The sequence below is a fragment of the Providencia alcalifaciens genome (assembly GCF_915403165.1).
GTDB lineage: Bacteria > Pseudomonadota > Gammaproteobacteria > Enterobacterales > Enterobacteriaceae > Providencia > Providencia alcalifaciens_C.
Genome location: NZ_OU659204.1, coordinates 2,081,584 through 2,108,090, shown reverse-complemented (window position 1 = coordinate 2,108,090; position 26,507 = coordinate 2,081,584). Strand labels below are relative to the sequence as shown.

The 26,507-nt window shown below is 43.5% G+C and carries 26 protein-coding genes; 17 read left to right on the top strand and 9 right to left on the bottom strand.

All coding sequences use genetic code 11. The annotated features are described in order from the left end of the window. Positions 1 to 60: 60 nt before the first annotated feature. The 5 genes from LDO73_RS18205 (at position 61) to LDO73_RS09685 (ending at position 4,799) form a co-directional block, all read left to right on the top strand. Positions 61 to 129 carry a GpE family phage tail protein gene (locus LDO73_RS18205; protein WP_336297980.1) on the top strand — a complete coding sequence of 23 codons (69 nt, stop codon included), beginning with the start codon at positions 61 to 63 and terminating at the stop codon, positions 127 to 129. Then, positions 122 to 2,932, top strand: coding sequence for a phage tail tape measure protein (locus tag LDO73_RS09700; RefSeq protein WP_224057706.1), 2,811 nt, complete (start codon positions 122 to 124; stop codon positions 2,930 to 2,932). Before LDO73_RS18205 ends, LDO73_RS09700 begins: the two co-directional genes overlap by 8 nt. Before the next feature lie 2 nt (positions 2,933 to 2,934). Next, entirely contained in the window at positions 2,935 to 3,402 is a 468-nt protein-coding gene (locus LDO73_RS09695) for a phage tail protein (protein ID WP_224057705.1), read from the top strand. Next, positions 3,399 to 4,520, top strand: coding sequence for a phage late control D family protein (locus tag LDO73_RS09690; RefSeq protein ID WP_224057704.1), 1,122 nt, complete (start codon positions 3,399 to 3,401; stop codon positions 4,518 to 4,520). The genes LDO73_RS09695 and LDO73_RS09690 overlap by 4 nt, the downstream gene beginning before the upstream one ends. A gap of 84 nt (positions 4,521 to 4,604) precedes the next feature. Then, positions 4,605 to 4,799, top strand: coding sequence for an ogr/Delta-like zinc finger family protein (locus LDO73_RS09685; protein ID WP_224057703.1), 195 nt, complete (start codon positions 4,605 to 4,607; stop codon positions 4,797 to 4,799). 442 nt (positions 4,800 to 5,241) lie between these two features. Here the strand turns inward: LDO73_RS09685 and LDO73_RS09680 are convergent, their stop codons facing one another. After that, positions 5,242 to 5,463, bottom strand: a complete 222-nt coding sequence (locus tag LDO73_RS09680) for a DUF2594 family protein (protein ID WP_224057702.1) — start codon at positions 5,461 to 5,463, stop codon at positions 5,242 to 5,244. Positions 5,464 to 5,701: 238 nt separating this feature from the next. Here LDO73_RS09680 and LDO73_RS09675 point away from each other — a divergent pair, with 238 nt between their 5' ends. The 3 genes from LDO73_RS09675 to LDO73_RS09665 all read left to right on the top strand — a co-directional run bounded on the left by LDO73_RS09675 (position 5,702) and on the right by LDO73_RS09665 (position 7,703). Continuing rightward, positions 5,702 to 6,901, top strand: a complete 1,200-nt coding sequence (locus tag LDO73_RS09675) for a sugar transporter (protein ID WP_224057701.1) — start codon at positions 5,702 to 5,704, stop codon at positions 6,899 to 6,901. 107 nt (positions 6,902 to 7,008) lie between these two features. After that, positions 7,009 to 7,341, top strand: a complete 333-nt coding sequence (locus LDO73_RS09670; RefSeq protein WP_154603690.1) for a DMT family transporter — start codon at positions 7,009 to 7,011, stop codon at positions 7,339 to 7,341. A gap of 56 nt (positions 7,342 to 7,397) precedes the next feature. Then, positions 7,398 to 7,703, top strand: a complete 306-nt coding sequence (locus tag LDO73_RS09665) for a DUF333 domain-containing protein (RefSeq protein WP_154603691.1) — start codon at positions 7,398 to 7,400, stop codon at positions 7,701 to 7,703. A gap of 63 nt (positions 7,704 to 7,766) precedes the next feature. Here the strand turns inward: LDO73_RS09665 and dsbB are convergent, their stop codons facing one another. Both dsbB and nhaB read right to left on the bottom strand, forming a co-directional pair. Further along, positions 7,767 to 8,282: a disulfide bond formation protein DsbB gene (gene dsbB, locus LDO73_RS09660; RefSeq protein ID WP_224057700.1), complete on the bottom strand. Its 516-nt coding sequence runs from the start codon at positions 8,280 to 8,282 to the stop codon at positions 7,767 to 7,769. A 326-nt stretch (positions 8,283 to 8,608) separates the two neighbouring features. Further along, positions 8,609 to 10,159 carry a sodium/proton antiporter NhaB gene (gene nhaB, locus LDO73_RS09655; RefSeq protein ID WP_224057699.1) on the bottom strand — a complete coding sequence of 517 codons (1,551 nt, stop codon included), beginning with the start codon at positions 10,157 to 10,159 and terminating at the stop codon, positions 8,609 to 8,611. Positions 10,160 to 10,379: 220 nt separating this feature from the next. Between nhaB and fadR the strand changes: the two genes are divergently transcribed. The 4 genes from fadR to LDO73_RS09635 all read left to right on the top strand — a co-directional run bounded on the left by fadR (position 10,380) and on the right by LDO73_RS09635 (position 14,849). After that, positions 10,380 to 11,096, top strand: a complete 717-nt coding sequence (gene fadR, locus LDO73_RS09650; protein WP_224057698.1) for a fatty acid metabolism transcriptional regulator FadR — start codon at positions 10,380 to 10,382, stop codon at positions 11,094 to 11,096. A 427-nt stretch (positions 11,097 to 11,523) separates the two neighbouring features. Then, complete coding sequence (locus tag LDO73_RS09645) at positions 11,524 to 12,825, top strand: D-amino acid dehydrogenase (RefSeq protein ID WP_224057697.1); 1,302 nt, start codon at positions 11,524 to 11,526, stop codon at positions 12,823 to 12,825. Between the two features lie 37 nt (positions 12,826 to 12,862). Beyond that, entirely contained in the window at positions 12,863 to 13,927 is a 1,065-nt protein-coding gene (gene alr, locus LDO73_RS09640; protein WP_224057696.1) for an alanine racemase, read from the top strand. A gap of 169 nt (positions 13,928 to 14,096) precedes the next feature. Beyond that, complete coding sequence (locus tag LDO73_RS09635) at positions 14,097 to 14,849, top strand: MipA/OmpV family protein (RefSeq protein WP_224057695.1); 753 nt, start codon at positions 14,097 to 14,099, stop codon at positions 14,847 to 14,849. Positions 14,850 to 14,951: 102 nt separating this feature from the next. Here LDO73_RS09635 and LDO73_RS09630 read toward each other — a convergent pair whose 3' ends face one another. Together LDO73_RS09630 and gapA are read right to left on the bottom strand one after the other, a co-directional pair. Further along, positions 14,952 to 15,845 (bottom strand): D-hexose-6-phosphate mutarotase, encoded by an 894-nt coding sequence (locus tag LDO73_RS09630; RefSeq protein ID WP_224057694.1) that lies wholly within the window; start codon positions 15,843 to 15,845, stop codon positions 14,952 to 14,954. Between the two features lie 249 nt (positions 15,846 to 16,094). Further along, complete coding sequence (gapA, locus tag LDO73_RS09625; protein WP_006658762.1) at positions 16,095 to 17,090, bottom strand: glyceraldehyde-3-phosphate dehydrogenase; 996 nt, start codon at positions 17,088 to 17,090, stop codon at positions 16,095 to 16,097. Between the two features lie 356 nt (positions 17,091 to 17,446). Here gapA and msrB point away from each other — a divergent pair, with 356 nt between their 5' ends. Both msrB and LDO73_RS09615 read left to right on the top strand, forming a co-directional pair. After that, positions 17,447 to 17,860 carry a peptide-methionine (R)-S-oxide reductase MsrB gene (msrB, locus tag LDO73_RS09620; RefSeq protein ID WP_224057693.1) on the top strand — a complete coding sequence of 138 codons (414 nt, stop codon included), beginning with the start codon at positions 17,447 to 17,449 and terminating at the stop codon, positions 17,858 to 17,860. 132 nt (positions 17,861 to 17,992) lie between these two features. Further along, positions 17,993 to 18,286, top strand: coding sequence for a YeaC family protein (locus LDO73_RS09615; protein WP_224061166.1), 294 nt, complete (start codon positions 17,993 to 17,995; stop codon positions 18,284 to 18,286). 64 nt (positions 18,287 to 18,350) lie between these two features. On the opposite strand, the gene pncA is transcribed toward LDO73_RS09615, so the two are convergent. The 3 genes from pncA to sppA form a co-directional block, all read right to left on the bottom strand. After that, on the bottom strand, positions 18,351 to 18,971 hold the full coding sequence (gene pncA / locus LDO73_RS09610; protein ID WP_224057692.1) for a bifunctional nicotinamidase/pyrazinamidase: 621 nt from the start codon (positions 18,969 to 18,971) through the stop codon (positions 18,351 to 18,353). A 23-nt stretch (positions 18,972 to 18,994) separates the two neighbouring features. After that, a complete protein-coding gene (ansA, locus tag LDO73_RS09605) occupies positions 18,995 to 20,014 on the bottom strand; it encodes an asparaginase (RefSeq protein ID WP_224057691.1) in 1,020 nt (339 codons plus the stop codon). Between the two features lie 228 nt (positions 20,015 to 20,242). Continuing rightward, positions 20,243 to 22,096, bottom strand: coding sequence for a signal peptide peptidase SppA (gene sppA, locus LDO73_RS09600; RefSeq protein ID WP_224057690.1), 1,854 nt, complete (start codon positions 22,094 to 22,096; stop codon positions 20,243 to 20,245). Positions 22,097 to 22,358: 262 nt separating this feature from the next. Between sppA and LDO73_RS09595 the strand changes: the two genes are divergently transcribed. From LDO73_RS09595 to LDO73_RS09585, 3 genes are read left to right on the top strand one after another with little or no spacing between them, the layout of a single operon-like run. Then, on the top strand, positions 22,359 to 22,910 hold the full coding sequence (locus LDO73_RS09595) for an NAD(P)H nitroreductase (protein WP_224057689.1): 552 nt from the start codon (positions 22,359 to 22,361) through the stop codon (positions 22,908 to 22,910). 30 nt (positions 22,911 to 22,940) lie between these two features. After that, positions 22,941 to 23,984 (top strand): selenide, water dikinase SelD, encoded by a 1,044-nt coding sequence (gene selD / locus LDO73_RS09590; RefSeq protein WP_224057688.1) that lies wholly within the window; start codon positions 22,941 to 22,943, stop codon positions 23,982 to 23,984. Positions 23,985 to 23,987: 3 nt separating this feature from the next. After that, positions 23,988 to 25,928 carry a DNA topoisomerase III gene (locus tag LDO73_RS09585; RefSeq protein ID WP_224057687.1) on the top strand — a complete coding sequence of 647 codons (1,941 nt, stop codon included), beginning with the start codon at positions 23,988 to 23,990 and terminating at the stop codon, positions 25,926 to 25,928. Here LDO73_RS09585 and LDO73_RS18145 read toward each other — a convergent pair. Then, on the bottom strand, positions 25,920 to 26,465 hold the full coding sequence (locus LDO73_RS18145; RefSeq protein WP_224057686.1) for a TetR/AcrR family transcriptional regulator: 546 nt from the start codon (positions 26,463 to 26,465) through the stop codon (positions 25,920 to 25,922). The genes LDO73_RS09585 and LDO73_RS18145 overlap by 9 nt on opposite strands. Positions 26,466 to 26,507: the final 42 nt, after the last annotated feature.

The following is a 26,507-nucleotide window of genomic DNA, read 5'->3' as shown; positions in this document are numbered from 1 at the left end:
GATGATTTGGTGGCAGATATTGCCACCATTTTTCATTGGCAACCGTCGGCAACCGCCGAAATGAGCCTCATCGAATTATTAGAATGGCGTTATCGCGCTTACAAACGAAGCGGACACGGTGATGAGTAAAAACCTACGTTTACAAGTCGTGCTAAATGCTGTCGATAAATTGACAAAGCCATTTCGTAGCGCGCAAGAGTCTAACAAAAAACTGGCGGGGGCTATCCGCCAGTCTCGTGATGCATTAAAAACCCTCAATCAACAAGCCGGTCAAATTGAGGGCTTTCGTAAAGTCAAACAACAACTCAATGAAACTCAGCAGGCTTACCAGGCTGCCACCCAACGCGCGTCAGCGTTGGCCCGTGAGCTGAGCGCCACAGAAAACCCCACTCGAAAGCAAGCCGATGCGTTAAGAAAAGCGCAGCGAGAAGCCTCACAATTAAAAAATAAATATGGTGAGTTACAGCAATCTGTCCAACGGCAGCGGAGCGAGCTGCAAGCGAGTGGTATTTCAACGAATCAACTCGGGCAGGCGCAACGTCGATTAAACAGCGATATTGCTCGGACAACTCAGCAATTACAGCGGCAAGAGCAGCAATTAAAGCGCAGCGCTGAGCAAGAGCAGCGTATGTCGAGTGCCAGAAATAGCTATCAATCTGCAATGGACACGCGGAATAAAATTGCGGGGTCGGGGGCGGCAATGACTGCCACCGGTATCGGCATGGGATATGCCGCTAAAAAAGTGCTAGCACCAGGCTATGACTTTGAAATCGGCATGTCAAAAGTACAGGCATTGACGCGCTTAGATAAAGATTCGGCTGATTATAAGATGCTCAGAACCCAAGCGCGTGACTTGGGTGCGACCACGGCATTTACAGCAAATGAGGTGGCGCAAGGGCAAGCGTTCTATGCAATGGCAGGCTTCAAGCCAGAACAAATTAAAAATGCCATGAAAGGTACGCTGTCAATGTCGCTAGCCGGTGATATTGATTTGGCAACGACGGCAGATATCGGCTCTAACATTTTAACTGGCTTTAAACTTGATTCTGGTGAAATGAACCGCGTGAGTGACACGCTAGTCGCCACATTTACACGCTCTAACGTCAACTTAAACATGCTCGGCGATACCATGAAATATGTTGCACCGGTGGCGTCAGGGTTAGGGGTTGATTTGGAAACGGCAGCCGTTGCAGCCGGTAAGTTAGGTGATGCAGGTATTCAAGGCTCAATGGCAGGTACCAGTTTACGATCTATTCTAGGCCGTTTAGCTGAGCCGCCAAAGCAAGCTGCAGAAGCACTCACTAAGTTGGGTATCAAAACCCGCGATGCAAAAGGAAACTTACGCGAGTTTCCCGCCATTCTTGAAGAATTAAATAAGAAAACCAAGAAAATGGGAACCGCGCAACGTGCAGGGCTGTTCAAACATATTGCGGGAGAGGAGGCGTTCTCGGCGCTGTCTGTCCTTGCCGATCAAGCGGGTTCAGGGCAGTTGCAATCCATGATTGCAGAAATCAAAGCCGCAAAAGGTGAAGCCGAAAAAGTGGCTAAAACCATGACCGATAACCTTGACGGTGATTTGAAAAACTTAACATCCGCATATGAAGATGTCGGTATTCAGGTGTTTGGCGGTGCAGACAGCCCATTAAGAAGCATTGCGCAGCAAGTCACAGGGTTAATTGGCCAATTCGGTGAATGGGCAAAGAAAAACCCTGAGTTAGTAAAACAAATCACCATGATTACTTTGGGGCTAGGTGCCTTGCTCGCTGTGGGTGGTGGTATTTCGCTCATGATTGCGGCAATGATTGGGCCGCTCGCAATGGCGAAGTTTAGTCTGTCTGTATTGGGGATTAAGGGCAGCGGCTTCTTATCATTGTTAATTAAGCCGATTAAGTTAGTGGGTGCGGCATTCATGATGCTGGGAAAAGCGTTATTAGCAAATCCGATTATCTTAATCATTACAGCGATTGCGGCCGCAGCATATCTCATTTACAAATATTGGGATGATATTGCTCCATTCTTTAAAGGGTTGTGGGCGTTAGTTTCTCAGATTTTTTCTGACGCATGGAATTGGATACAGTCATTTATTATGAAATGGACGATTGATCCCATCATTAAAGTATGGAACGGAATTGTAAGCTATAGCCAGTCTTTATGGGAAAGTGTGACCAAAGTGTTTAGCGCATTCTGGGAGGGTTTAAAATCTTATATTCTCAATTGGACAATCGTTGGGCTGGTTTATCAACACTGGAATAGCATTGTTACGACAACGGTTAACATGTGGGCGCTGATTAAAAAGACCATTTCAGATAAATGGAATGAAATTATTAATGACGTCACTAATTTACCGGCATATTTCCAGCAAATCGGTGGGCAGATTATTGATAGTCTTAAAAACGGCATTTTAGAAAAGTGGGAGTCACTGAAAGCCCAATTTGCTGAAATTAAAAAAATGGCCACTGACCTCTTACCGGATTGGATGCTGTCGGATGAAACTAAAAATTTACGCGCGATGAATCAAGTCACTGTCTTACAGGCGGGGATGAAAAGTGCAGGTATGTTTGATAGTGGCGGCGTTATTCCGCGTGGTCAATTTGGCATTGTCGGTGAACGGGGCGCAGAAATTGTCGAGGGCCCTGCTCGCGTGACCAGCCGGCGAAATACGGCAGCCATGGCAATGGCTGCAGCAATGACGCTAGGATCATTAGCTGAGCCGGTGAGTGCAAAGCCTATCCATCCGTATGCAGTGAATTCAGGCGCTAAAACGGCGGTGCAGCCAAGTCAGCCAATTCCAGCGCCAATCATTAATATTTACCCACAACCGAACCAATCTGCGCAGGATATCGGGCAGGAAGTTGCACGACAAATTGACGCGTATTATCGGAAGCAAAAAGCGGCACAGCGTAGCCAATACCGTGATAGCGAGGGTTATTAATTATGGCAATGGCAGCGTTAGGGTTGTTCGTCTTTGAGTTGAGAACAACCCCATTTCAAGGAATGCAGCGAGAGCACCAATTCCGATTTGGTTATCACAATCGTATCGGTAAGCGCCCAAGCTATCAGTTTTTGGGGCCATCGAATGATCCGATTACTTTGTCAGGTACGTTATACCCTGAATTAACTGGCGGGAAGTTTTCGTTGTTAGCCTTACAGATTATGGCTGAGACGGGCAAGGCATGGTCGTTTATTGGTGGTGATGGCACTATTTACGGGATGTATGTCATTGAAAGCTTAAGCGAGAATAAAAGCGATTTTTTTGAAGATAGTGCAGCCAGAAAAATCGAGTTTACGCTAACAATAAAACGCGTGGATGAGTCACTCTCTGAGATGTTCGGTAATCTTAATGAGCAGTTAAACTCTGTCATGGATGCAGTCAGTAATGGGATTGGGGGAATGTTAGTGTGAGTGATTTTTTTCTAACTGGTTTTGAGTCGGTACCACAATATGTCATTACAGCAGGAACGGTGAATATCAACGAGCGATTACAAGGGCGATTAATTTCGCTGAACCTGACTGATAATCAGGGATTTGAAGCCGACCAACTTGATATCGAAATCGACGATGCCGACGGAAAAATGATGCTACCTAAACGAGGTGAAGAATTATCAATTCATCTGGGTTGGAAAAATGAGCCGTTAATTTTTAAAGGGAAATTCACGGTTGATGAAATTGAATACAGCGGCGCGCCGGATAAAATTGCTATTCGTGGCCGCAGTGCGGATTTTAGATCGACGCTCAATGTTAAGCGTGAAATGTCATATCACGATAAAACATTGGGTGACATTATCAAAACAATCGCAGCACGTAACAATGTTGAGCCAGTCATTGAGAGCAGGTTAGCTCAAGTAACACTTAAGCACATAGACCAAACCAATGAGTCTGACGGTTCATTCTTGGCTAGATTAGGGCAGCAAGAGGGGGCTATCGCTGCCATTAAAAATGGTCAGTTATTATTTATGCCGCAAGGAAGTGGTAAAACGGCCAGCGGAAAGCCTATCCCACCTTTGCTGTTAACGCGAGAGATTGGGGATAGTTACCGGTTTACACTCGCTGATCGCGGGGCATATACCGGCGTAGTCGCAAGTTGGCTAAATACACGGAAGCCAAAACAAAAAGATGAAGTCAAAGTAAAGCGTAAGCGAAAAACTAAAAAGAAAGAGTCGGCAAAAAAGGATGAGCCGGCTAAAACTAAGGTGGATGAGCCGCAAGGGGATTATCTTGTCGGCGAAGAGGGGAACACATTAACGCTTTCGCATACCTACGCGAACAAGAGCAATGCGGAACGGGCCGCAAAGGCAGCATGGGAAAAGATGCAGCGTGGAGTTGCTTCATTTTCAATACAGCTTGCAAAAGGGAGGGCTGATATCTACCCAGAAATGCCAGTTAAGGTGCAGGGCTTTAAGCCTGAAATCGATGGCGCAGAGTGGATATTAACGCGAGTTTCTCATTCATTAAATGACAGTGGGTATACATCCTCACTTGAGCTTGAGGTCAAAGTATCAAGTCTTGAAATGAGTGAATGAAAAATAAAGAAAAAGTAATGACTACTGTATAAAGTGTCAGTACAATATACGTAATATCAACATCATGAAAAAGGTAACCGAATCATGATGAAATGTCCTCTTTGCGGCGAGCTTGCCCGTATTCGCACTTCACGTTATATCACTAACGAAACCAAAGAAAACCACAATCAGTGCCAGAATGTTAATTGCAGTGCAACATTCATCAGCCATGAATCAGTTTCACGATTTATTGTTAAGCCAAACAAATCAGAAGTGCAAGCATTCAGTGTTGGGCTGTAAATTAAATAATAAAAATGCCCCAGCAAACGGGGCAAATAAATCAAAGCAATAGATGAATACGCATTACATACTATATGTAGTATTAATTATTACTATATAAAAAAGGTAGTAATCTCAAGAAGATATTACAGATATGAATCTCTCTAAATGCTAGTGCCTATTAGACTACAATGAAGCCTCTCATTGAGAGAGGCTAAGATTAAAGGTGGGTTACATCGTGGATGATATGTGGATGTTGTCTTATAAATCCATTTATAAAACAGTGAATTAGAGGCAAAAAAAAGCCCCCTTCATAGGGATCTGAAGGGGGAGCTAAATGAATAAAGAATGGTTTAATTCGAGATCAAAGATAAAGGATCCTAGTGAACGAAACTTAGGTTTTTGTGCACTTTAGTTCGCTGTTTTGAGTTAGCGCTTAGAATCGCATTTATCGCTAAAGCTCTTATTGACGATAACCAGACTTGATTTGTTCTAAAATATTTTTGTAAGTCTCAGCTTGCTTCTCATCTTCCATTGAAGCGACTTCGCGTTGCATTTTGATCAGGATTTTACCCGCATCAGCCTGACCGATAGCTTTAAGCATATGAGTAACAAGATTTTTTAAACAAGTTACTTCGTCTGCTAATGCGTTTACGTCTGGCTCAGTTGGAAAATGGGTTTTCATTTAGGAATTCCTGTAAGAATAAAAAGTAATTTGCAGATTGTAGCATAGAAGAAATGATTCTGTCGCTTTTCAAACTGACATGAAAATTAAAGGGGAGTGACTGTTGCTCTATGAAAAAATAGGGTGAACATGATAATTTTCAATCCTTTAAAGATGAATAGTGAATGTGATATTATTCACAAAAATATACTGAAGACTATTATTAGTCTTAATTATCATCAACAGGGTGTCGTAAACCATGACCCAGGTTTCTCGAAGCACTGCGTGGATCCGTGTATTAGCGCTTTCCGTTGCAGCTTTTGTCTTTAATACCACTGAATTTGTTCCCGTCGCATTATTGAGTGATATTGCCGAAAGTTTTGATATGACCGTTGCCCATACGGGGCTGATGATCACCATCTATGCGTGGGTTGTCGCGGTGATGTCTCTGCCATTAATGCTAATGACGGGTAAATTTGAGCGGCGAAAATTACTGGGGATTTTATTTGTTATTTTTATTCTCAGCCATATTTTATGTGGGTTTGCGTGGAGTTTTGAAGTGCTAATTATCGCGCGTATCGGTATCGCGTTATCCCACGCGGTTTTCTGGTCGATTACGGCATCATTGGCTATCCGCGTCGCACCTGCAGGTAAAAAAGCGCAAGCATTGGGCTTGCTAGCAACGGGAACGGCACTTGCGACCGTATTGGGATTACCGTTAGGGCGAGTGATTGGGCAATGGATGGGCTGGCGAGTGACATTTTTGTGTATCGGCGTGCTTGCGTTATTAACCCTGATTGCATTATTGCGGTTTTTACCACGTTTACCGAGCGAACATTCAGGTTCATTAAAAAGCCTGCCGATTCTTTTTAAACGCCCCGCATTGATGGGTGTTTTTGTGTTAATCACCGTCGTTATTACGGCTCATTTTACCGCGTATAGCTATATTGAACCGTTTGTGCGTGATATTGCCTTACAGAGCCAGAATTTTGCCACACTCTTATTATTGATTTTTGGCGGAGCAGGCATTTTTGGTAGTATCTTGTTTAGCCGCTACAGTAGCCGCTTTACATTGACATTTTTACCTGTATCGATGTTCATACTGACACTTTGTTTAGTGTTATTTATGCCCTTAAGTGGCGATGTTTGGACGCTGGTTGGTACCTGTATATTCTGGGGTATGGCGATTATGTGTATTAGCCTCGGGATCCAAGTGAAGGTTCTGGACTTGGCACCAGACGCAACCGATGTTGCGATGTCCATTTTCTCTGGGTTATTTAATATTGGCATTGGGGCTGGGGCATTATTAGGGAACCAAGTGATTACCCATATGGGGATGACCAATATTGGTTATGTGGGGGCGATTATCAGCTTTTTAGCACTTGCTTGGTGCGTGTTTATCTATACCCGTTATCGCTCAGCTTTTGCAGAAAAACAGCCAACCGCTGCGAATCATTAAGCTAGATTTATTCATTTGGCACTGTGCTAATTAAAGGTTAGTACGGTGCTTTTTTGTGTGTTAAATTTCTGCCAAATTTTAGGCTAAAAAATAGAGAAAGGTGAACGATGAAAGGATTGGGCTTCTTATTAATGTCCATAATTGCGGAAGTGATTGCGACCACAACGTTAAAAGCGTCGGATGGTTTTAGCCGTTTTTGGCCCTCTTTAGTGGTTATCATTGGCTATGCAGTCTCTTTCTGGGGGCTTTCCCAAGTCGTGAAGGTGATGCCACTGGGGATTGCGTATGCCATTTGGTCAGGATTGGGAATTGTGCTGGTTTCTGTGGCGGCTATCTATATTTATAACCAAAAACTCGATTTACCCGCAATTATTGGTATGCTATTAATTATTATTGGTGTATTGGTCATCAACCTGTTTTCTAAAAGTGGCACCCATTAATGAGATTCAAAACATAATGGGACTCGAAACAGCGCTGATACTATCGGAGAAAGAGAATGAAAAGGAAAAGTCAGGCGCTGTTAAAAACAGTCGTGGCAATGGGTTCAGCTACCGTGTTATCCATTTTACTTTCAGCGTGCAGTAGCCCTGACAACAGTAAAATGACAAGGGCAGAAACGTCCGGTTCTCAATATGCTCAGCAAGTGGTGAATTTAGGTCCGGGTGCTCAAGAGGCATGTACTTCAGCGGGTGGATTGCCTTCACTGAATTTAGAACTTAATGGTGAAAAAACGCCTGTTTGCCAGTTTGCAAATGGGCGTCGTTGTGCCGTTTCAGCAATCCGCAGTGGGGCCTGTATCTAAGTGTTTTGATGAGCTAATGATTTGATTGCCCATCAAGCATCGTTGATGGGCGAAAAGGAAAGGTTATTTTTTGCTTGGGAAGAAGAGGCTAATCGTAACGATAATGCCGACTAAGATGTAAGCTGCAAAAATACCGACTAACCACTGAGGCATGTCTAACCCTAAGAATGCCCACTGTCTAACGGCACAATCACCTGTCGCTTCAAACACAGAAGGTACCCATTCTTGAAGTGGTAACCAGTCTGGGAAATTAACAAAGAAATCACACGATGCAAACGGAGACGGGTAAAGTTGCAGCATGGTATGTTCCCATGAAAGGTCTAATCCACGCCAACCTGCATACAGCCAAACCACAATCGCAATCACTTTAACAACGGTGCTTTTCGGCGCAATCGCCCCGATTAAACCTGCCGCAATAATTCCCATCAATGCAACGCGCTCATAGATACACATTACACAAGGTTGCAGTTTCATAATATGTTGGAAATACAGAGCAGCACATTCAAGCATAAAAGCAGTGAATGCCATAAGCAGCCAAGCTGACCGTCCTTGAGAACAGTAATTAAAAAATCTGAACATAATAAATTCCCTTCATTAATAATCGGCTTATTTTGCCTTTATCTGGGTGATAAAAAAAGCAACAAAATCAGATTAGAATAAGATTAGCTTAGTTTTTACGTTTTATTACAAAAAAAGCCGCATAAATATGCGGCTCAGATCATTTCCACGCCCATCAGGTTTGGAAATGGCTCCTTTGGGTTGTAATATTGACGAGGAAAATCAATTTATTGATTTTCGCCTGATAACACAAAGAGGGAAAAACCACGTTTTTATCCCTCTTTGTCATCAACCTCAGCCGCATAAATATGCAGCTTTAAATCTAGAATCTGACCAATCAATATTGATTAACGTGGAATAGAAATTAACCCTAAGCTTTCCATCCAATCAGTTAATGGGATAAGCCAGTACTCAACACCTAACAGACCAACGATTGTCATCACAACCGTAAAGGGTAATGCCATCCAAACCATTCTGCCGTAAGACAGACGAATCAGTGGAGACAGCGCAGATGTTAATAGGAACAGGAAGGCGGCTTGCCCATTAGGTGTAGCAACAGATGGCAAGTTTGTTCCGGTGTTAATTGCGACAGCTAAGTGCTGGTACTGCTCGGCTGAAATTAAGCCCGCATTCGCGGCTTTCAATGCTTCAGTAATGTACACGGTGCCAACAAACACGTTATCTGATACCGCAGAGAGCAACCCGTTAAACAGATAGAACAGGGATAGCTGCGATGATTCAGAGGATTGCAGGACATACTGAATAAATGGTGTAAATAGCTGTTGGTCAATGATCACGGCGACAATACTGAAAAAGACAGTCAGTAGGGCAGTAAACGGTAAGGCTTCTTCAAAGGCTTTTCCGAGGGAGTGCTCTTCAGTGATCCCACAGAATGTCGTGGCGAGAATGATAACAGACAGACCAATCAGACCCACTTCGGCAAGGTGAAGCGCCAGCGCGACAATTAACCAAATACCGATAAGGCCTTGGACGATAAGTTGCGCTTGCTCTTTCTTACTGCGCTTAGCACTCATTTTTTTGTCATGTTCGGTTAATACTTGGCGCACGGTATCGGGTAACTCAGCTCCATAGCCAAATACTTTGAACTTCTCAACGAGGAAACAGACCACTAGCCCGCATAAGAAAACGGGGATAGTGACTGGAGCCATACGCAGATAGAAGGTAATAAAGTCCCACTCAACATGTTTTGCGATGATCAGGTTTTGTGGTTCACCCACCATAGTCATTACGCCGCCAAGGGCAGTACCGATACCCGCATGCATCATTAAGCTACGTAAGAACGCACGGAACTGTTCCAATGTCTGCTTTTTCTCAACCGTATCAATGAAAGAATCGTTTTGTAGATCCGTATTGCTCGGCTGGCTAGAGGCATATTGGTGGTAAATAGAGTAGAAGCCAATGGAAACACTAATGACCACAGCAATGACGGTTAAAGCATCTAAAAAAGCGGATAAAAACGCACTTGCTAAGCAAAATGACAACGCTAAAATTCGTTTAGAACGGACGTTTATTAACAGCTTAGTAAACACAAATAACAGAAGTTGCTTCATAAAGTAGATGCCAGCCACCATAAAGATCAGTAACAGAACTACTTCAAGGTTATTACTGATTTCATGAGAAATCTGCGCTGGGGAGGTCATGCCAATTAGCACGGCTTCAATGGCTAATAGCCCGCCAGGTTGTAATGGGTAGCATTTTAGTGCCATCGCCAAGGTGAAAATGAATTCAATGACGAGTAACCAACCGGCGATAAATGGGTCAACAAAGTAGAAAACAATTGGGTTTATTATTAAGAACAAAATGATAGCAAGTTTGTACCAATCTGGAGAATTTCCCAAAAAATTCTTCAAGAATGCTCTTCTTAAACTAAAATCCATTATGATTTTTAATCCTCTTTAACTGGTGTTGTGTGACAGCGCGTTACATACTACTCTTATCTTTTATAGAATTTAAGCTTATTTGCTAATAGATAATCCATTAATTATATGGGGTTTTTACGATTCACCTGCGGTTTATTAGAAAGCTAACTATCTCAGATTGTGACAATCTGGTATGCTTTCGCGTAGTCCGTCTAAAAATGTTTGGAATAATAAAAATATGGTTATTAAAGCTCAAAGTCCGGCAGGTTTTGCGGAAGAGTACATTATTGAGAGTATTTGGAACAATCGTTTTCCTCCAGGATCTATCTTACCCGCGGAGCGTGAGCTATCTGAATTAATCGGCGTAACCCGTACTACATTGCGTGAAGTTTTACAGCGTTTAGCCCGTGACGGGTGGTTAACTATTCAACATGGTAAACCAACCAAGGTCAATAACTACTGGGAAACTTCAGGATTAAACATTCTGGAGACGCTGGCGAAACTCGATCATGACCGTGTGCCTCAGTTAATTGATAACTTATTGGCAGTACGTACTAATATCGCTGCTATTTTTATTCGTACCGCATTTCGTAATGATCCAGAAGCCTCATTAGAAGTGTTATCGGGTAAAGATAAAGTTGAAGACAATTCAGATGCATTTAGTGATTTGGATTACAACATTTTCCGTGGACTGGCCTTTGCGTCAGGTAATCCTATCTATGGTCTGATTATTAATGGATTAAGAGGGTTATACACACGAGTTGGGCGTTATTATTTTTCTAACCCTGAAGCACGTCGTTTAGCGTTAAGTTTTTACCAACAGCTGAGCAATTTATGCCGTGAGCAAGCCTATGACCGCATTATGGATTGCGTCAGAAACTACGGTAAAGACAGCGGAATTATTTGGCATAACATGCAAAGTAATATGCCATCTGATCTCGCCAGTAATATTTAACTCGCCATTTTCGAACAAAAAGCCAGTGCCTTGCACTGGCTTTTTTTGTTTTTGACCACTGATTAGCGTAATCATCTATTAAATTGGAGTTTAACCATGCGATTATCTGGCGTAGTGAGTTATTCGATATTTAGCTTCTAAATATTGAAATGGAATAATCTTTTGATCAATGAATATAAAATTCTGTTTAGCTCAGTATTTAGTTAGGGTTTATTCCTATGATTTAAATTTAATTAATTGATTAATAAGATTTAAAATGGTTAATTCTATTTTTGGATTATAGAATAAAATTTCACTGAATTTAAGAGAACCTAAATTTGATAGAGGATTTGACTTTTTTGTTAAAAATGTTAATCAACTGTATTGGAAAATAAAAACTAGAATATTATGCTAACAGTAATTCCATTTTGTTCTCTTGAGGGGTTCTATGAAAGTTCTCGTTTTAGGTGCTGGCGTTATTGGTGTTACTACTGCGTGGTATCTAGCACAAGAAGGGCATGAAGTTTGTGTCATTGATAGACAGCTTGATGTGGCTGAAGAAACCAGTGCAGGTAATGCTGGACAAATTTCTCCAGGATATGCAACCCCGTGGGGTGCTCCGGGGATCCCTCTTAAAGCCGTAAAATGGATGTTTGAAAAACATGCCCCTTTAGCGATCAGACCCGACGGTAGCCTGTTCCAATTACGCTGGATGTGGCAAATGCTAAAAAACTGCGACATGCAGCACTACACCATGAATAAAAGCCGTATGGTGCGGATCGCAGAATATAGTCGTGATTGCATTCGCCAACTTAGAGCCGATACCGGTATTGGCTATGAAGGTCGCCAAGGCGGTACGTTACAGTTGTTTAGAACTGCAAAACAGTTTGATAATGCTGCCAATGATATTGCGGTTTTACAGCAAGAAGGTGTGCCATACGAATTACTGACCTCAGAACAGCTCATTACAGCTGAGCCTGCATTGGCTTTTGTAAAAGATAAGCTGACAGGGGGTCTACGCTTACCAAACGATGAAACGGGTGATTGCCAGCAATTTACTAAAAAACTGGCAAAAATGGCGGAGCAAGCCGGGGTTACATTCCGTTTTGGTTGTCATGTGGAACAAATTTTGACGGATGGCAAACGCATCAGTGGTATTAAGGTTGATGGGGACATTTTGCTGGCGGATCAATATGTCGTTGCCATGGGCTCATATTCCACTCAGATATTGCAGCAATTGGTGAAAATTCCTGTTTACCCTCTGAAAGGTTACTCATTGACGATGCCAATCATCGATGAATCACGCGCCCCCGTTTCTACCGTGCTGGATGAAACCTATAAAATTGCAGTGACACGGTTTGATCAGCGTATTCGCGTCGGGGGAATGGCGGAAGTGGTTGGTTTTAATCTTGATGTACTGAAAAAACGCTGTGAAACCCTGAAAATGGTGGTACAAGATTTGTATCAAGGTGGCGGAGATATTAGCCAAGCCCAGTTTTGGACAGGATTACGTCCAATGACACCGGACGGAACCCCGATTGTTGGGCCGACAGAATTTAGCAATTTGTATTTGAATACGGGGCATGGAACCTTAGGTTGGACAATGGCTTGCGGCTCTGGCAAATTATTGGCTGACTTAATTTCAGGGAATACGCCAGACATCGCTGCGGATGATTTATCGGTATTCAGATATACCGATGGTTTTAATACGAAATTAGTCAGCACTGGTCACTTATCGCCTGCGCGTTAATTGAGCGACGAAAATATCAATAATAAAAGGAATCGCAATGCCACGCCCAATCCGTGCTGTCATTCATCAACATAATTTAGAACATAACTTAGCGGTGGTCCGTCAGAAAATCGGTCAAGCGAAGATCTGGTCAGTCATGAAAGCGGATGGTTATGGCCATGGCATTAAACGAATTTGGCGAGGACTAAAAGATTCTGATGGTTTTGCCGTTTTAGATCTCCACGAAGCCATTTTATTGCGAAATGAAGGTTGGAAGGGGCCAATTCTATTATTGGAAGGTTTTTTCCAAACGGGTGATCTGACTGTTATTGACCAGTATCAGTTAACAACCAGCGTACACAGTCGCTGGCAGTTAGCCGCCATTGAACAAGCATCACTGAGCAAACCCATTTCTGTGTACATTAAGCTCAATAGCGGGATGAATCGCCTAGGTTTCTCGGTAGATGAGTATACGGATATTGTGTCTCAACTGAGCCAAATGGAAAATGTTGCTGATGTGACGCTAATGAGCCATTTTGCAAATTCAGATTTGGTTGAGGGAACACAAGCGCCGTTAGAGAAAATGCAACAATTTGCTCCGCTATCACTACCGACCAGCATTGCGAATTCGGGGGCAGTTTTATGGCATAAAAATACTCATTATGATTGGGTTCGGGCTGGAATTGTGCTGTATGGTGCGTCTCCAAGTGGTAAATGGAGCGATATTGCTGAATATGGTTTAAAAGCGGCGATGACGCTGCAATCGGAAATTATCGCTGTACATGATATTGAAGCAGGTCAATCCATTGGTTACGGTAGTAAATTTACGTCAGAAAAACCGATGCGAATCGCAACGGTCGCTTGTGGTTATGCCGATGGCTACCCTCGCCATGCACCAACCGGAACGCCAGTTTGGTGTCAGGGGCAGCGTTGCGCGTTGTTAGGTGCGGTTTCCATGGATATGCTAACGATTGATATTAGTGACTGTCCTGAAGCTGCTATTGGCTCTCAAGTGGAACTGTGGGGTGAAAACTTACCTGTTGATGATGTGGCACAGTCGGCGGGCACAATCGGTTACGAATTATTATGTGCGTTAGCACGTCGCGTACCTATTGATTTTTAATAAAAAAGCACCTCATTCATTCGCCTGGCTTATATTCTTGATTGAGAAAGATAGACAATCAAAGTAATTTAGCTTTAAATGTGAACCATCTCATTAACGTGGGTGAAATTTCCCACGTTATTCATTGTTTATTGTTAACTTCATCTGAATAATTTGGGTTTAATTTAAAATGTCTAAAACAATCAAAATGACCACACTTGCCATTGCGTTAAGTGCGGCTTCAACTGCTGCATTTGCTGGAACTTGGTCTGTTGGTGGCTCTGTATTAGCGCAATCAACACCTTATAAAGGCATCAAAACTAGCGACTATATTACGCCAGTTCCTGTTGTAAATTATGAAAGTGAAAATTTTTACTTCCGCACATTGGCTGTAGGTTACTACCTATGGAATGATAAAGTTGATCAGTTGTCTTTGGATGCTTATTACTACCCACATTTCTTTAAGCCAAAAGATAATGATAATGCCGACATGCGTAAGCTGGATCGCCGTCGTGATACTGTGATGGGCGGCTTTACTTACCGTCATAATGCAGACTGGGGTACATTGCGTTTCAATGGCTCTCTCGACATGTTATGGGAAAGCGAAGGGATGCGTGCGGAAGCAGCTTACCTGTATGCATTTAAAGGTGATAACTGGTCGTTAACGCCAGGTTTAGGTATCAAGTGGGATAGCGCGAAACTGAACCGTTATGAGTTCGGTGTGACATCCAAAGAATCTGCAAATAGCGGGTTAAAACGTTATGAACCAAGTTCAAGCTGGACACCGTATATGGAGTTGTCAGCTAATTACCGTATGACAGACAGCTGGTCACTGTTTGCGCTGGGTCGTGTTGATAAACTGTCTAGTGAAGTGAAAGACAGCCCAATGGTAAATAAATCCTATTCAGCGATTATGTGGAGCGGTGTGACTTACACCTTCTAATTCATACGCTGGAATAGAATGAAAAACCCCAAAATGGCTAGGCTATTTTGGGGTTTTATTTTTGCATTTATTCTTACGCTTATTCTACGCGTGGTTTGATATTTATTGTTCTTGCTGTGGCTGCGGTTTATTTTCGCGGCATACCATCACGAGAGAAAGGCGAGAAGGGCTTTGCGCTTCGGATTTCATTGGCACATGAATGCGAGCCGTTTCCACACAAACCATCTGTTTGTAACCATTATTCGGCATATCCTGCATGCTGCACGATAATTCCGCCCAAGGGTTCCAGCACACCACATCACTGTGATGATAATGATGTAACTCAATGGTGCGATTCCAGCCATCATCACGTAATAGGCTATATTCTTCTGGCTCGGTGTATATGCGGTCAGTGTGCTTATTAAATTTCAATGGCTCTGAAATATAGGCTTCTCTATCTGCGACTTTATCGATGTAATGCCCGCCAAGACCATAAACGGTGGTTTTTTGGATATCACTGATATTGAAATAGCTGTGTAATGCGGCGGTAGCCTCAAAATCACCGTAGCTTTCTAATTCAAGCTCGCAGGTTTCCCCGAGCTTCATTCGTAAGATCAGCGTGAATTCATGAGGCCATAGTTTGCGGGTGTATTCGTTGTCCGTCAGGGTAAAAGTGAGAATGACCCCACAATCATGTTCATTATGTGCTGTAAATTGCCAAGGTAAAATACGGGCAAATCCGTGACTAGGGCTATTTACAGGACCAAACCATGGCCAGCAAATAGGAATGCCGCCACGAATGGCAACTCCTTCTTTAAACGCACTTTCGGGACTTAACCAAAGACAGGGTTTTTGGCCCGCGGGTTGCCAGTCAATTAAGTGGGCACCTTGTAGGCTCACGGCACCACGTACTTTTGGGTGCGAAATGACGATCAGTGGTAAATCCCCAAGTTGACGTTGGGTAATGTAAGGGGAAATTTGTTTGATAACAGGTAAAGCAAAAATTTTATCATGCATTGTCTTGCGCCTGTGGTTGTTGGTCCATCATCACGACCTAAATCAGCGACTATAAATTGAACTGCGCCTATAAATAGGGCTGTAACTAGAAATAACAATATAACAAACTCACGATACTGCAAGTGGCATTGAATGACGCGGGGGACACAGCTTGGAGTATATTGAGCTGGGATGTGGCTTTTTGTAATACACGCAGATACAAAAGAGCCGCCAAGAGGCGGCTCAGTCAGACTAATAGCTAAACAGCTCTTATTTAGAGATGTGAGCGATCAGGTCTAGAACTTTGTTAGAGTAACCAGTTTCGTTGTCATACCAAGAAACCAGTTTCACAAAGTTGTCGTTCAGAGCGATACCAGCTTTAGCATCGAATACTGAAGTCAGTTTTTCGCCGTTGAAATCGGTAGATACAACGTCGTCTTCAGTGTAACCCAGAACGCCTTTCAGTTCGCCTTCTGCCGCTTCTTTGATAGCGTCACAGATTTGTGCGTAAGTTGCTGGTTTTGCCAGACGTGCAGTCAGGTCAACAACAGAAACGTTAGGAGTTGGAACACGGAAAGACATACCAGTCAGTTTACCGTTCAGCTCAGGAATAACTTTACCTACAGCTTTAGCAGCACCAGTTGAAGATGGGATGATGTTCTGAGAAGCACCACGACCACCACGCCAGTCTTTGTGAGAAGGGCCATCAACAGTTTTTTGAGTTGCTGTGGTTGCGTGAACAGTGGTCATCAGACCTTCAACGATACCAAATTTGTCGTTGATAACTTTAGCCAGTGGAGCTAAGCAGTTAGTTGTGCAAGATGCGTTAGAAACGATTTCTTGACCTGCGTAAGCTTTGTGGTTAACGCCCATAACGAACATTGGAGTGTCATCTTTAGAAGGACCAGTTAACACAACTTTCTTCGCGCCTGCTTGGATGTGTTTACGAGCAGTCTCGTCAGTCAGGAAGATACCAGTTGCTTCAGCAACAACATCAACACCGACTTCGTTCCATTTCAGGTTTGCAGGATCTTTCTCTGCTGTAACACGGATTTTTTTACCGTTAACAACTAAGTGACCATCTTTAACTTCAACAGTACCGTTGAAACGACCGTGAGTTGAGTCGTATTTCAACATGTATGCCATGTACTCTGCATCGAGCAGGTCGTTGATAGCAACGATTTCGATGTCAGAACGCTCTTGTGCAGCACGGAAAACGATACGGCCGATACGACCAAAACCATTAATACCTACTTTGATAGTCATAGTATTTCCACCAGCTATTTTATTTCGTGAATTAAGATGTACTTAAAGTTACCAAAACCTTGCCAGCCGTCAAGCGGAATCGTGTCAATTATTGAAAAAAATCAATTCTGATACCACTATCTGCATATTTGTCAGTCACTTCAGCAGCAAATACAGCCGCACGTATTATCGGGATTGTTCAGCATAATGAAACCATCCATCAGTGATATATGTGAGGCTCATCACAAATCAAACCGTAAAGTTCTAACCTTAATAGTCTAGAATAGTTTTCCACTGAGCGTTGTTAAGTTTTTGTTGCTTGAAATGGATGCGAAATGGCTTTAATGCGCATCTTTTTGAAAAAGAGTAGGTAATCGATGTCGAATAAAGATAAGCAAGTTGTTGATTTATCAAAGCTTAACCAAGTCCAACTGTATGTCACACAACAAGCTGGCACAGAGCCCCCATTTAGTGGTCAATTATTGCATAACCGTAAAGATGGCGTGTATGAATGTCTCTGTTGTGGAACCCCTTTATTCCTTTCTGAGACCAAATTTGATGCAGGCTGCGGATGGCCGAGTTTCTTTCAACCAATTGATGAAAGTTTGATAAAATTTATCGAAGATTTTTCTCATGGAATGCATCGTATTGAAGTGCGCTGTGGCAATTGCAATTCGCACCTTGGACATGTATTTCCTGATGGCCCACAACCAACCGGACAGCGTTACTGCATAAATTCAGCATCGCTAAGTTTTACGGATGACCAAACGGGTGAAAAGACCGCCGGATAAGGAGCTGAAGCTTGCTGAAGTGTGAAAATATATTCAGCAATAACGATTCAGCTGATTATTCAAAAGACAATAAAAAATAATTATATTGATTGCTACTAAATTGATGTGATGAGGCGTAACGTGAGCGTAGAAATGGATGCACAACAAATAGAACAATTACTGTCTGTCATGACCCCTGAAATTTACCAGCGTTTAGTGACTGCAGTGGAGTTGGGCAAATGGCCAGATGGTGTAGCATTAACGCCAGAGCAGAAAGAAAATACGTTGCAGATGGTGATGTTATGGCAGTCTCGCCATAATCATGATGCGGAGCATATGACGGTCGGTACTGACGGTCAAATTACCATGAAGAGCAAACAAGAATTAAAAGCGCTTTTTCAAGGGGATCGGTTAGCGACATTGAAACCGCAAGAAAGCGACGAATAAAATATTTAGCCCTGCAAATTAGCAGGGCCAAAATTTGAAACCCATTAGTAGGGTGATGGAAACGCTAGAGTGGCAATATCACTAACTTAGCACCCGCACTCTGCATTTCTGCTAACGCCTTCTGGCTATCCTCAGGGGCTAGATTAACACCACGGCACCCATCCGTTAGCACATCAACGCGGTATCCCAGTCTCAGCGCGTCCAGTACAGTAAACTTCACACAATAGTCGGTCGCAATGCCCATAATCATTAAATGGCTGATTTGTTGCAGCTGAAGCCATGAATGAAGTTCAGTTTGGCTGATTCGATCATTATCAAAAAAGGCGCTGTAGCTATCTACCTGCGGATTTTCACCTTTAGTAAATACCTTTTGAATAGCTTGGCGATTAAGCTCTGGATGAAAATCAGCGCCATGGGAGCCTTGTACGCAGTGAATTGGCCACCAGACCTGTGGTAATCCATTAAGCTCACCAAGGGTGCCAACAGGTTGGCCAGAGTTCGCGGCAAAACTGAGATGGTTTTCTGGATGCCAATCTTGGCTGGCGATCACCGTGATACCCTGTTTTTGGCATTGTTCAATAACTTGGTTAGCGGTTTCAATAACCTGTTCGCTTTGTTTTACAGCGAGAGCTCCGCCAGTACAAAAATCATTTTGTAAGTCGACTAACAGTAACGCTGATTTCATCTTTTTTCTCAGTAAGTTAGGGCTTATTCATCGGCGTAGCTTAATTCACCACGCAAGTTATTCTGCATTAATTCTCGAATAAGCTCAGAGGTATAATCTTGGCTTAGTAAGTAATGTAATTTACTCAATGCCGCTTCAAAAGTCATATCAAAACCACTGATCACTCCAGATTCTGCTAATGCATGTCCTGTGGCGTAACCTTCCATATTTACCCGCCCAGAAATACATTGGGTGAGGTTTACGACAATAATGCCGCGAGAAGTCGCTTCACGAAGAATACGCAGAAGCTCCGGTTGCTGAGGGGCATTACCAACACCGTAAGAGCGCAAGATTAGCGCTTTAACCGGTTGCTGAAGAATATTTCGTACGATTTCTATCGATAACCCCGGGTAGAGCGTGACAACTCCAATGGGCTGCGGAGTAATGCGATGGGTTTTTAATTCGCCAACACCAATCGGTGCAGGGCAGGCATTGAAAGCACGGATATGAATACCGGCTTCCATCAATGGGGAACAGTTTGGCGAGGTGAAAGCTTCAAAACCATCGGCATGGGCTTTCACTGTGCGGTTACCGCGGTACAGTTTGTTATTGAAGAATAAACCCACTTCGTTGACTGGATAGTTTGCCGCTAAATAGAGGGCATTAAGCAGGTTGGTTTGCCCATCGGAGCGTAGCGCTTCCAGTGGAATCTGTGACCCTGTCACAATAATCGGCTTCTTCAAGTTTTCAAACATAAAGGAGAGAGCAGAAGCGGTAAATGCCATGGTGTCAGTGCCATGAAGGATCACAAAACCATCATATTTATCGTAATTTTCACTGATGTCATCGGCAATATTTTGCCAATCTTCTGGTGTAATGTCCGAAGAGTCGATTAACGGCTGATGTTCACGAATCGTAAATGTTGGCATTTCAGGGCGATGAAACTCAGGCATTTGGGCTAATTGTGCCTGTAGGTGACCAGAAACAGGAATATAGCCTTGAGGAGAATGGCGCATGCCGATGGTGCCACCCGTATAAACGACATAAATCGATTTCTTCTGCATTTTGTTACCTAACGATGACAGATGAAGTTCTGTATGAATAAGAAATTCTGTGTGTGAATAATTTGGATTATAAGGATTTTGGCTTATTTACTGGAGATAATCTATGGATAAAACAAGATATTGCAGATTGTTGTGATGGCAACTTCAGTTTACGCCAGCGTCATTGACCGCGAATGGCAGCCCCTCTAAGGTTGCCTTGAGAGGGGAGCCATGGGTGGAAATGAATAATTAGTTAATTTCCGCGCAGTTTAAGCAAAATGCGTAACGATTTTGTGGATCGTTCATTTTTAAGAAAAACTGAGCTTGGCGGCGAATATCAGTAGCGACCGCTGGTGGTAGGAATGTTTGCAATGCATCAGGCATCATGACTTGAACGTTACTTGTCAGTTCAAGGATCAACTGATCCATAAAGGACAGTTCCGGTTGCATCCAATCCAGCTCGACAGATTTTACTTTCGCTAATTCGGCGGCTTTTGCAACTGCATCATCGAAATCACCGAGTTCATCGACTAAACCAATCTTCATGGCATCCTTACCAATCCAAACACGACCTTGAGCAATCTTATCGATTTCTTCCGGTGTTTTATGGCGAGATTGAGCGACTAAACCAATAAAGGTTTGGTAGCCATTTTCGATGGTGATTTGCATCATATCGGAAAATTGTGGGCTGATCCCTTTAGTGACAGAAACGCCCGCTAATGGGGAAGTCGAAACACCGTCAGTATAAACGCCGATGGATTCTAATGAGCTTTCAAAGGTATTGATCACACCGAAAATACCGATAGAGCCGGTTAAGGTGCTTGGACTCGCAATGATGTAGTCGGCTGGCGTTGAGATCCAGTAACCGCCTGATGCGGCCATGCCCCCCATTGATACGACGACAGGTTTCTTCGCGGCGCGGGCTGCGGCTAATTCACTGCGGATCAGGTCAGAAGCGCTGACACTTCCCCCAGGGCTATTAACACGTAATACGATGGCTTTAATGTTTTCATTTAAACGCGCATCACGGATTTGAGCTGCGAGGGTTTCGCCACCTGCAATACCGGGAGTTTGAGGGCCATCCATGATGGCACCTTGCACTACGATAACCGCAATATTACCGTCGCTGTTGCTTGTATCGGCAATGTTAGTGGAGTAGTCATAGATGCTAATGCCATTGAATGTTTTGTCTTCTTTATTCCAACCAAACTGATTAGAGAACACATTTTCGGCTTGTTCGCGGGTATAAATCTTATCCACTAATTTTTGCTGTAAAGCATATTGTGCCGTATCACCTTTGACTACGCGAAGTTGTGTAATGAGCTTATCCGCTCCCGGGAAGATTTGCTCAGCTTTAGATTGGCGATTTTCCGCGATAGATCCTAAATAATTATCCCATAAGGTATTTAACCAAAGCAGGTTAGCTTCACGGGCTTCAGGTGACATATTATCGCGCATCATTGGTTCAACCGCAGATTTGTAGGTACCAACGCGGAAAATATGGGTGCTTACCTTGAGTTTTTCTAATAAAGATTTGTAATACAGGGTATCCGTTGAGAAACCGTAAATCCCGACGGCACCATGTGGTGCGAGATAAATTTCATCCGCAAAGCTAGCTAAATAATATTGCGCTTGTGTATAGCTATCGCCCATTGCATAGACTGATTTCCCAGAGGCTTTAAACTCTTCAATTGCTTTACCAATGTATGCCATGGAGGGTTGATCTGCACCAACCAGATTATCTAAACGTAGTATTAGACCTGTAATGCGGTCATCGTCAGCGGCGGTACGAATGGTATCGACGATATCGAATAGCGAGTTTTCCTGCATTAAGTTATTGGAGGTACCCAGCAATTCGCGGCTCATGCGTCCGAAAGGATCCGGGGAAGAGACTTGGTCAACAACAATACCTTGTAGATCAACAACCAGTGCACCAAAATAGTTTTTTTCTGGCTTGCTGTCAGATTGCAAGAGAGAATAAGAACCGATCACTAAAAATAGCAACACGAAGAAAATTGCATTGAAAACAAATTGTCGAATGAAATTAATGACTCGCCAGCTAAACTTAAAAACGGTGGCGAAAATATCCCAGAGTTGTCGCATTTTTTCTCCAGTGTGAGGATATCAATCAGGTTGGCGGCATAAGATGACGCGCGAATGATTTAGAATATCATCTATTTGACAGATGATTAATAGATAGATTAATCAATAGATTTAATCCTATACAGTATCAAACGATGACAGATACCAAATAATGTAATACAGGATTATTCATAACAAAACCATTGTGAGCGTTGTACAATAGCCCGATGGTATTTCTATTTTGCTGAGCACTACATCAGCTTACTCTTAATCGGAGATCAATATGGATGCATTAACCCTTTTGTTGAACCGTCGTTCAGCTTCACGCTTAACCACTCCAGCGCCGCAAGGCGAACAACTCGACAATATTCTTACAGCAGGAATGAGAGCGCCAGACCACGGAGCATTGAAGCCATGGCACTTTGTTGTCATGCAAGGAGATGGCATCGCTCGCTTTAGCCAACTACTTGAAAAAGCAGCGGTAGAAGGCAAGTTAGGTGCAGAAGTTGAAGAAAAAGCGCGTAATGCACCATTTCGTGCGCCGCTCATCATTACTGTGATTGCGAAAGTGAAAGATCATCCCAAAGTGCCACAGTGGGAACAAATTGTTGCCGCAAGCTGTACCGTACAAGCGATGCAAATGGCCGCTTTAGCACAAGGTTTTGGCGGTATTTGGCGTTCAGGTTCATGGACGGAAGACGCTATCGTGCGTGACGGTTTAGGTTGTGAAGAAAATGACCATATCGTTGGTTTCCTTTATTTAGGTACCCCAGAATTAAAAGCACCTGCAAAAGCTCAACAACCTGATATGACAGGCTTTGTGTCCTATTTCTAAATAGATAGCAAATTTCTAAAGAGACAGACAATGACAGAGAAAATTAGATTGACCCAATATAGCCACGGTGCTGGCTGCGGATGCAAAATCGCACCAAAAGTGTTAGAGCAAATTTTACATACTGAACAAGCTAAATTTAATGATCCTCATTTATTAGTGGGCAATGAAACCAAAGATGATGCCGCAGTTTATGATTTAGGCAATGGCATCGGTATTATCAGTACCACGGACTTCTTTATGCCTATCGTGGATAACCCATTTGAATTCGGGCGTATTGCTGCAACAAACGCCATCAGCGATATTTTTGCGATGGGCGGTAAGCCAATTATGGCGATTGCAATCCTCGGCTGGCCGATTGCTAAATTGCCACCAGAAGTGGCTCGCGAAGTGATTGAAGGTGGACGCGCTGCTTGTGCGGATGCAGGAATCTCACTGGCAGGTGGTCACTCTATCGATTCACCGGAGCCTATCTTTGGTTTAGCGGTGACTGGTGTCGTGAACACGGATTATGTGAAGAAAAACAGTGCTGCGAGCGCAGATTGCGAACTGTTTCTAACCAAACCTCTGGGTATTGGCGTGTTGACCACGGCGGAGAAAAAAGGCGTATTAGCACCAGAACATGCGCATCTTGCTGCGGAAACTATGTGTCAAATGAACAAGTTCGGCGCGGTTGTTGCGCCTTTAGAAGGCGTAACGGCAATGACGGACGTAACGGGCTTTGGCCTTCTGGGACATTTAAGTGAGATCTGCGAAGGCTCTGGTGTTCGTGCTCAGATTTCCTTTAGTAAGGTACCAAAGCTTGCTGATGTCGAAAAATACATTGAAGCGGGTTGCGTACCAGGTGGAACTCAACGCAACTTCGATAGCTACGGTCACTTAATTGGACCAATGAGCGACCTGCAGCGCAAATTATTGTGTGATCCACAAACTTCAGGCGGGCTTTTAATCGCGATTAAACCATCGGAAGTGGTTAAAATTAAAGAGATTGCACAGCAGCAAGGTGTTTTGTTACAGTCTGTCGGTACCTTATTACCAGCACAAGACAATGTGCCTTTAATTGAAGTGATCGATTAATCTATGCGTTTGTTTATTGCGGAAAAGCCCAGTCTTGCACGGGCCATTGCGGATGTACTGCCAAAACCTCATCGTAAAGGGGATGGTTTTATTCAATGTGGCGATGACCAGATGGTTACGTGGTGCATTGGGCATCTTTTAGAACAGGCTGAACCGGATTCTTATGATCCGCGTTATGCCCGTTGGAATTTGCAAGATTTGCCAATCATTCCTGAAAAATGGCTATTGAAGCCTCGTTCCTCAGTAACCAAACAATTAAATACAATCGACACACTCCTTAAGCAAGCCAGCGTCGTCGTCCACGCAGGAGACCCAGATAGAGAGGGGCAATTGCTGGTGGATGAGGTGCTGGATTACTTCAAGCTTGATCCCGAAAAACGCAAAAGCGTGAAGCGCTGTTTAATCAACGATTTGAATCCCCAAGCTGTTGAGCGAGCGATTGACCGTTTACGTGAAAACCGTGAATTTATTCCGTTATGTGTTTCTGCATTAGCCCGCGCTCGTGCAGATTGGCTGTATGGCATCAATATGACCCGCGCCTATACCTTATTAGGGCAACGGGGCGGTTACCAAGGGGTTCTCTCTGTTGGGCGCGTACAAACTCCTGTATTGGGATTGGTGGTTAGGCGCGATGAAGAGATAGAACACTTTGTACCAAAAGACTTTTTTGAAGTTAAAGCGCATATTGTCACGCCAAAAGATGAGCGCTTTGTGGCAATTTGGCAGCCAAGTGAATCTTGCATTGATTTTCAAGATGAAGAAGGACGTTTAATCCATCGCCCATTAGCGGAACATGTGCTCGCCCGTATTGAAGGGAAGCCTGCGATTGTCACACAATATCAAGACAAGCAGGAAACTGAAATTGCGCCATTGCCATTTTCATTATCCGCCTTGCAGATTGAAGCCGCCAAAAAATACGCTTTAAGTGCCCAAGAGGTGCTGGATATTTGCCAGAAACTGTATGAAACCCATAAGCTTATCACTTACCCGCGTTCGGATAGTCGTTACCTGCCGGATGAGCACTTTGCAGGGCGTCATGCAGTATTAAATGCGATTTCGGTACACCAACCTGCATTAACAGAATTTGAATTACCTGAACTGGATAAGAAGAACCGGTGTTGGGATGATAAAAAAGTGGATGCCCACCATGCCATCATTCCGACCGCTAAAACAGCCGCCGTGCGTTTAACTGAAAATGAAAGCAATGTGTACCAGTTAATTGCTCGTCAATACATTATTCAATTTATGGCTGATGCGGTTTACCGCAAATGCACCATCGATTTAGACATTGAAAACGGTAAATTTAATGCCAAAGCGCGTTTTCTAGCGGAAGCGGGATGGCGAGTCGTGTTAGGCGGGAAAGAGCGTGACGCAGAAAACGACGGTATGCCATTGCCTATCGTGAAAAAAGGCGATGAGCTTTTATGTGAAAAAGGGGAAGTGGTCGAACGGCAAACTCAACCTCCTCGCCCATTTACCGATGCAACGCTGCTGTCTGCGATGACGGGAATTGCCCGTTTTGTGCAGGATAAAGCATTAAAAAAAGTATTGCGTGAAACGGATGGTTTAGGCACAGAAGCGACGCGAGCGGGGATCATTGACCTATTGTTTAAGCGTCAATTTCTGTTTAAAAAAGGGCGCTATATTCACGCCTCACCAGCAGGACGTGCACTGATCCACGTTTTACCGGATATGGCGACGTTACCCGACATGACGGCGCAGTGGGAATCAAAGCTAACACAGATCAGCGAAAAACAGACGCGCTACGATGATTTTATGCAGCCGTTGAGCCAGACATTAATCAACTTAATTCAGCAAGCTCGTCAATATACAAACTTGCGCGCGTTTCGTGAATTGCCACCCGTTGCCAGTAACAAAGGGGCAAAGAAGGGCGCGAAAAAAGCGAGTGCGGGTAAAGGGAAAAAATCATCATCGTCAGAATAAGCGAAGTGGATTTCTAAACTTGAGAACACTAAGCAGTAATTGGTTGAATTCTTGAGGTTGATGACGCTGACCGCTCATTTGTCCGCCAATCAAACATAAGTGGATGAGATTTCCGAGTGTTTGGGCATAACCATCAGGAATAAAACGACTTTTTAGCTTGTTTACCACAAAAGCCAAGCGTGTATCATCTATGCGTTGCTGATATTCTGCCACGATTTTATCGTTGAGTGCCCATGCGCGGATAGCAATTTCCCGGTCGGGTTTCTTATTGGCGGCGATATCTAGATAGTGACTCAAAATATCATCAAGACTTTCGCCTTTACTGGCATAGTTGAGCATATTCTCGGTATATTCAGTTTCCCAGCAGGTTAGTAGGGCGCGGATAAACGCTTCTCGCCCTTTAAAATGGTGGTAAAAAGAGCCGCGTGTGACATTCAATTTGCGGGCAATACGCTCGATAGAAAATTGCGTGTACCCTTCACTGTCTAGTACGTCAAATCCCATCTTGATCCAGCTTTCACGGGTTAATTTCTTCATTCTATTTTCTTGCTCAATACAGGCTGTGTATGGTGGTAGGGT

Bases quoted from the DNA above. Each gene is read 5' to 3' on its own strand.
- selD (WP_224057688.1), top strand. From the start codon at position 22,941: ATGACAGAGAAAATTAGATTGACCCAATATAGCCACGGTGCTGGCTGC.
- alr (WP_224057696.1), top strand. From the start codon at position 12,863: ATGCCACGCCCAATCCGTGCTGTCATTCATCAACATAATTTAGAACAT.
- pncA (WP_224057692.1), bottom strand. From the start codon at position 18,971: ATGAAATCAGCGTTACTGTTAGTCGACTTACAAAATGATTTTTGTACT.
- LDO73_RS09685 (WP_224057703.1), top strand. From the start codon at position 4,605: ATGATGAAATGTCCTCTTTGCGGCGAGCTTGCCCGTATTCGCACTTCA.
- LDO73_RS09615 (WP_224061166.1), top strand. From the start codon at position 17,993: ATGGATGCACAACAAATAGAACAATTACTGTCTGTCATGACCCCTGAA.
- LDO73_RS09665 (WP_154603691.1), top strand. From the start codon at position 7,398: ATGAAAAGGAAAAGTCAGGCGCTGTTAAAAACAGTCGTGGCAATGGGT.
- LDO73_RS09595 (WP_224057689.1), top strand. From the start codon at position 22,359: ATGGATGCATTAACCCTTTTGTTGAACCGTCGTTCAGCTTCACGCTTA.
- msrB (WP_224057693.1), top strand. From the start codon at position 17,447: ATGTCGAATAAAGATAAGCAAGTTGTTGATTTATCAAAGCTTAACCAA.
- LDO73_RS09680 (WP_224057702.1), bottom strand. From the start codon at position 5,463: ATGAAAACCCATTTTCCAACTGAGCCAGACGTAAACGCATTAGCAGAC.
- LDO73_RS09695 (WP_224057705.1), top strand. From the start codon at position 2,935: ATGGCAATGGCAGCGTTAGGGTTGTTCGTCTTTGAGTTGAGAACAACC.
- gapA (WP_006658762.1), bottom strand. From the start codon at position 17,090: ATGACTATCAAAGTAGGTATTAATGGTTTTGGTCGTATCGGCCGTATC.
- LDO73_RS09670 (WP_154603690.1), top strand. From the start codon at position 7,009: ATGAAAGGATTGGGCTTCTTATTAATGTCCATAATTGCGGAAGTGATT.
- LDO73_RS18145 (WP_224057686.1), bottom strand. From the start codon at position 26,465: ATGAAGAAATTAACCCGTGAAAGCTGGATCAAGATGGGATTTGACGTA.
- LDO73_RS09630 (WP_224057694.1), bottom strand. From the start codon at position 15,845: ATGCATGATAAAATTTTTGCTTTACCTGTTATCAAACAAATTTCCCCT.
- LDO73_RS09700 (WP_224057706.1), top strand. From the start codon at position 122: ATGAGTAAAAACCTACGTTTACAAGTCGTGCTAAATGCTGTCGATAAA.
- LDO73_RS09675 (WP_224057701.1), top strand. From the start codon at position 5,702: ATGACCCAGGTTTCTCGAAGCACTGCGTGGATCCGTGTATTAGCGCTT.
- fadR (WP_224057698.1), top strand. From the start codon at position 10,380: ATGGTTATTAAAGCTCAAAGTCCGGCAGGTTTTGCGGAAGAGTACATT.
- LDO73_RS09635 (WP_224057695.1), top strand. From the start codon at position 14,097: ATGTCTAAAACAATCAAAATGACCACACTTGCCATTGCGTTAAGTGCG.
- nhaB (WP_224057699.1), bottom strand. From the start codon at position 10,159: ATGGATTTTAGTTTAAGAAGAGCATTCTTGAAGAATTTTTTGGGAAAT.
- LDO73_RS09585 (WP_224057687.1), top strand. From the start codon at position 23,988: ATGCGTTTGTTTATTGCGGAAAAGCCCAGTCTTGCACGGGCCATTGCG.
- sppA (WP_224057690.1), bottom strand. From the start codon at position 22,096: ATGCGACAACTCTGGGATATTTTCGCCACCGTTTTTAAGTTTAGCTGG.
- ansA (WP_224057691.1), bottom strand. From the start codon at position 20,014: ATGCAGAAGAAATCGATTTATGTCGTTTATACGGGTGGCACCATCGGC.
- dsbB (WP_224057700.1), bottom strand. From the start codon at position 8,282: ATGTTCAGATTTTTTAATTACTGTTCTCAAGGACGGTCAGCTTGGCTG.
- LDO73_RS09645 (WP_224057697.1), top strand. From the start codon at position 11,524: ATGAAAGTTCTCGTTTTAGGTGCTGGCGTTATTGGTGTTACTACTGCG.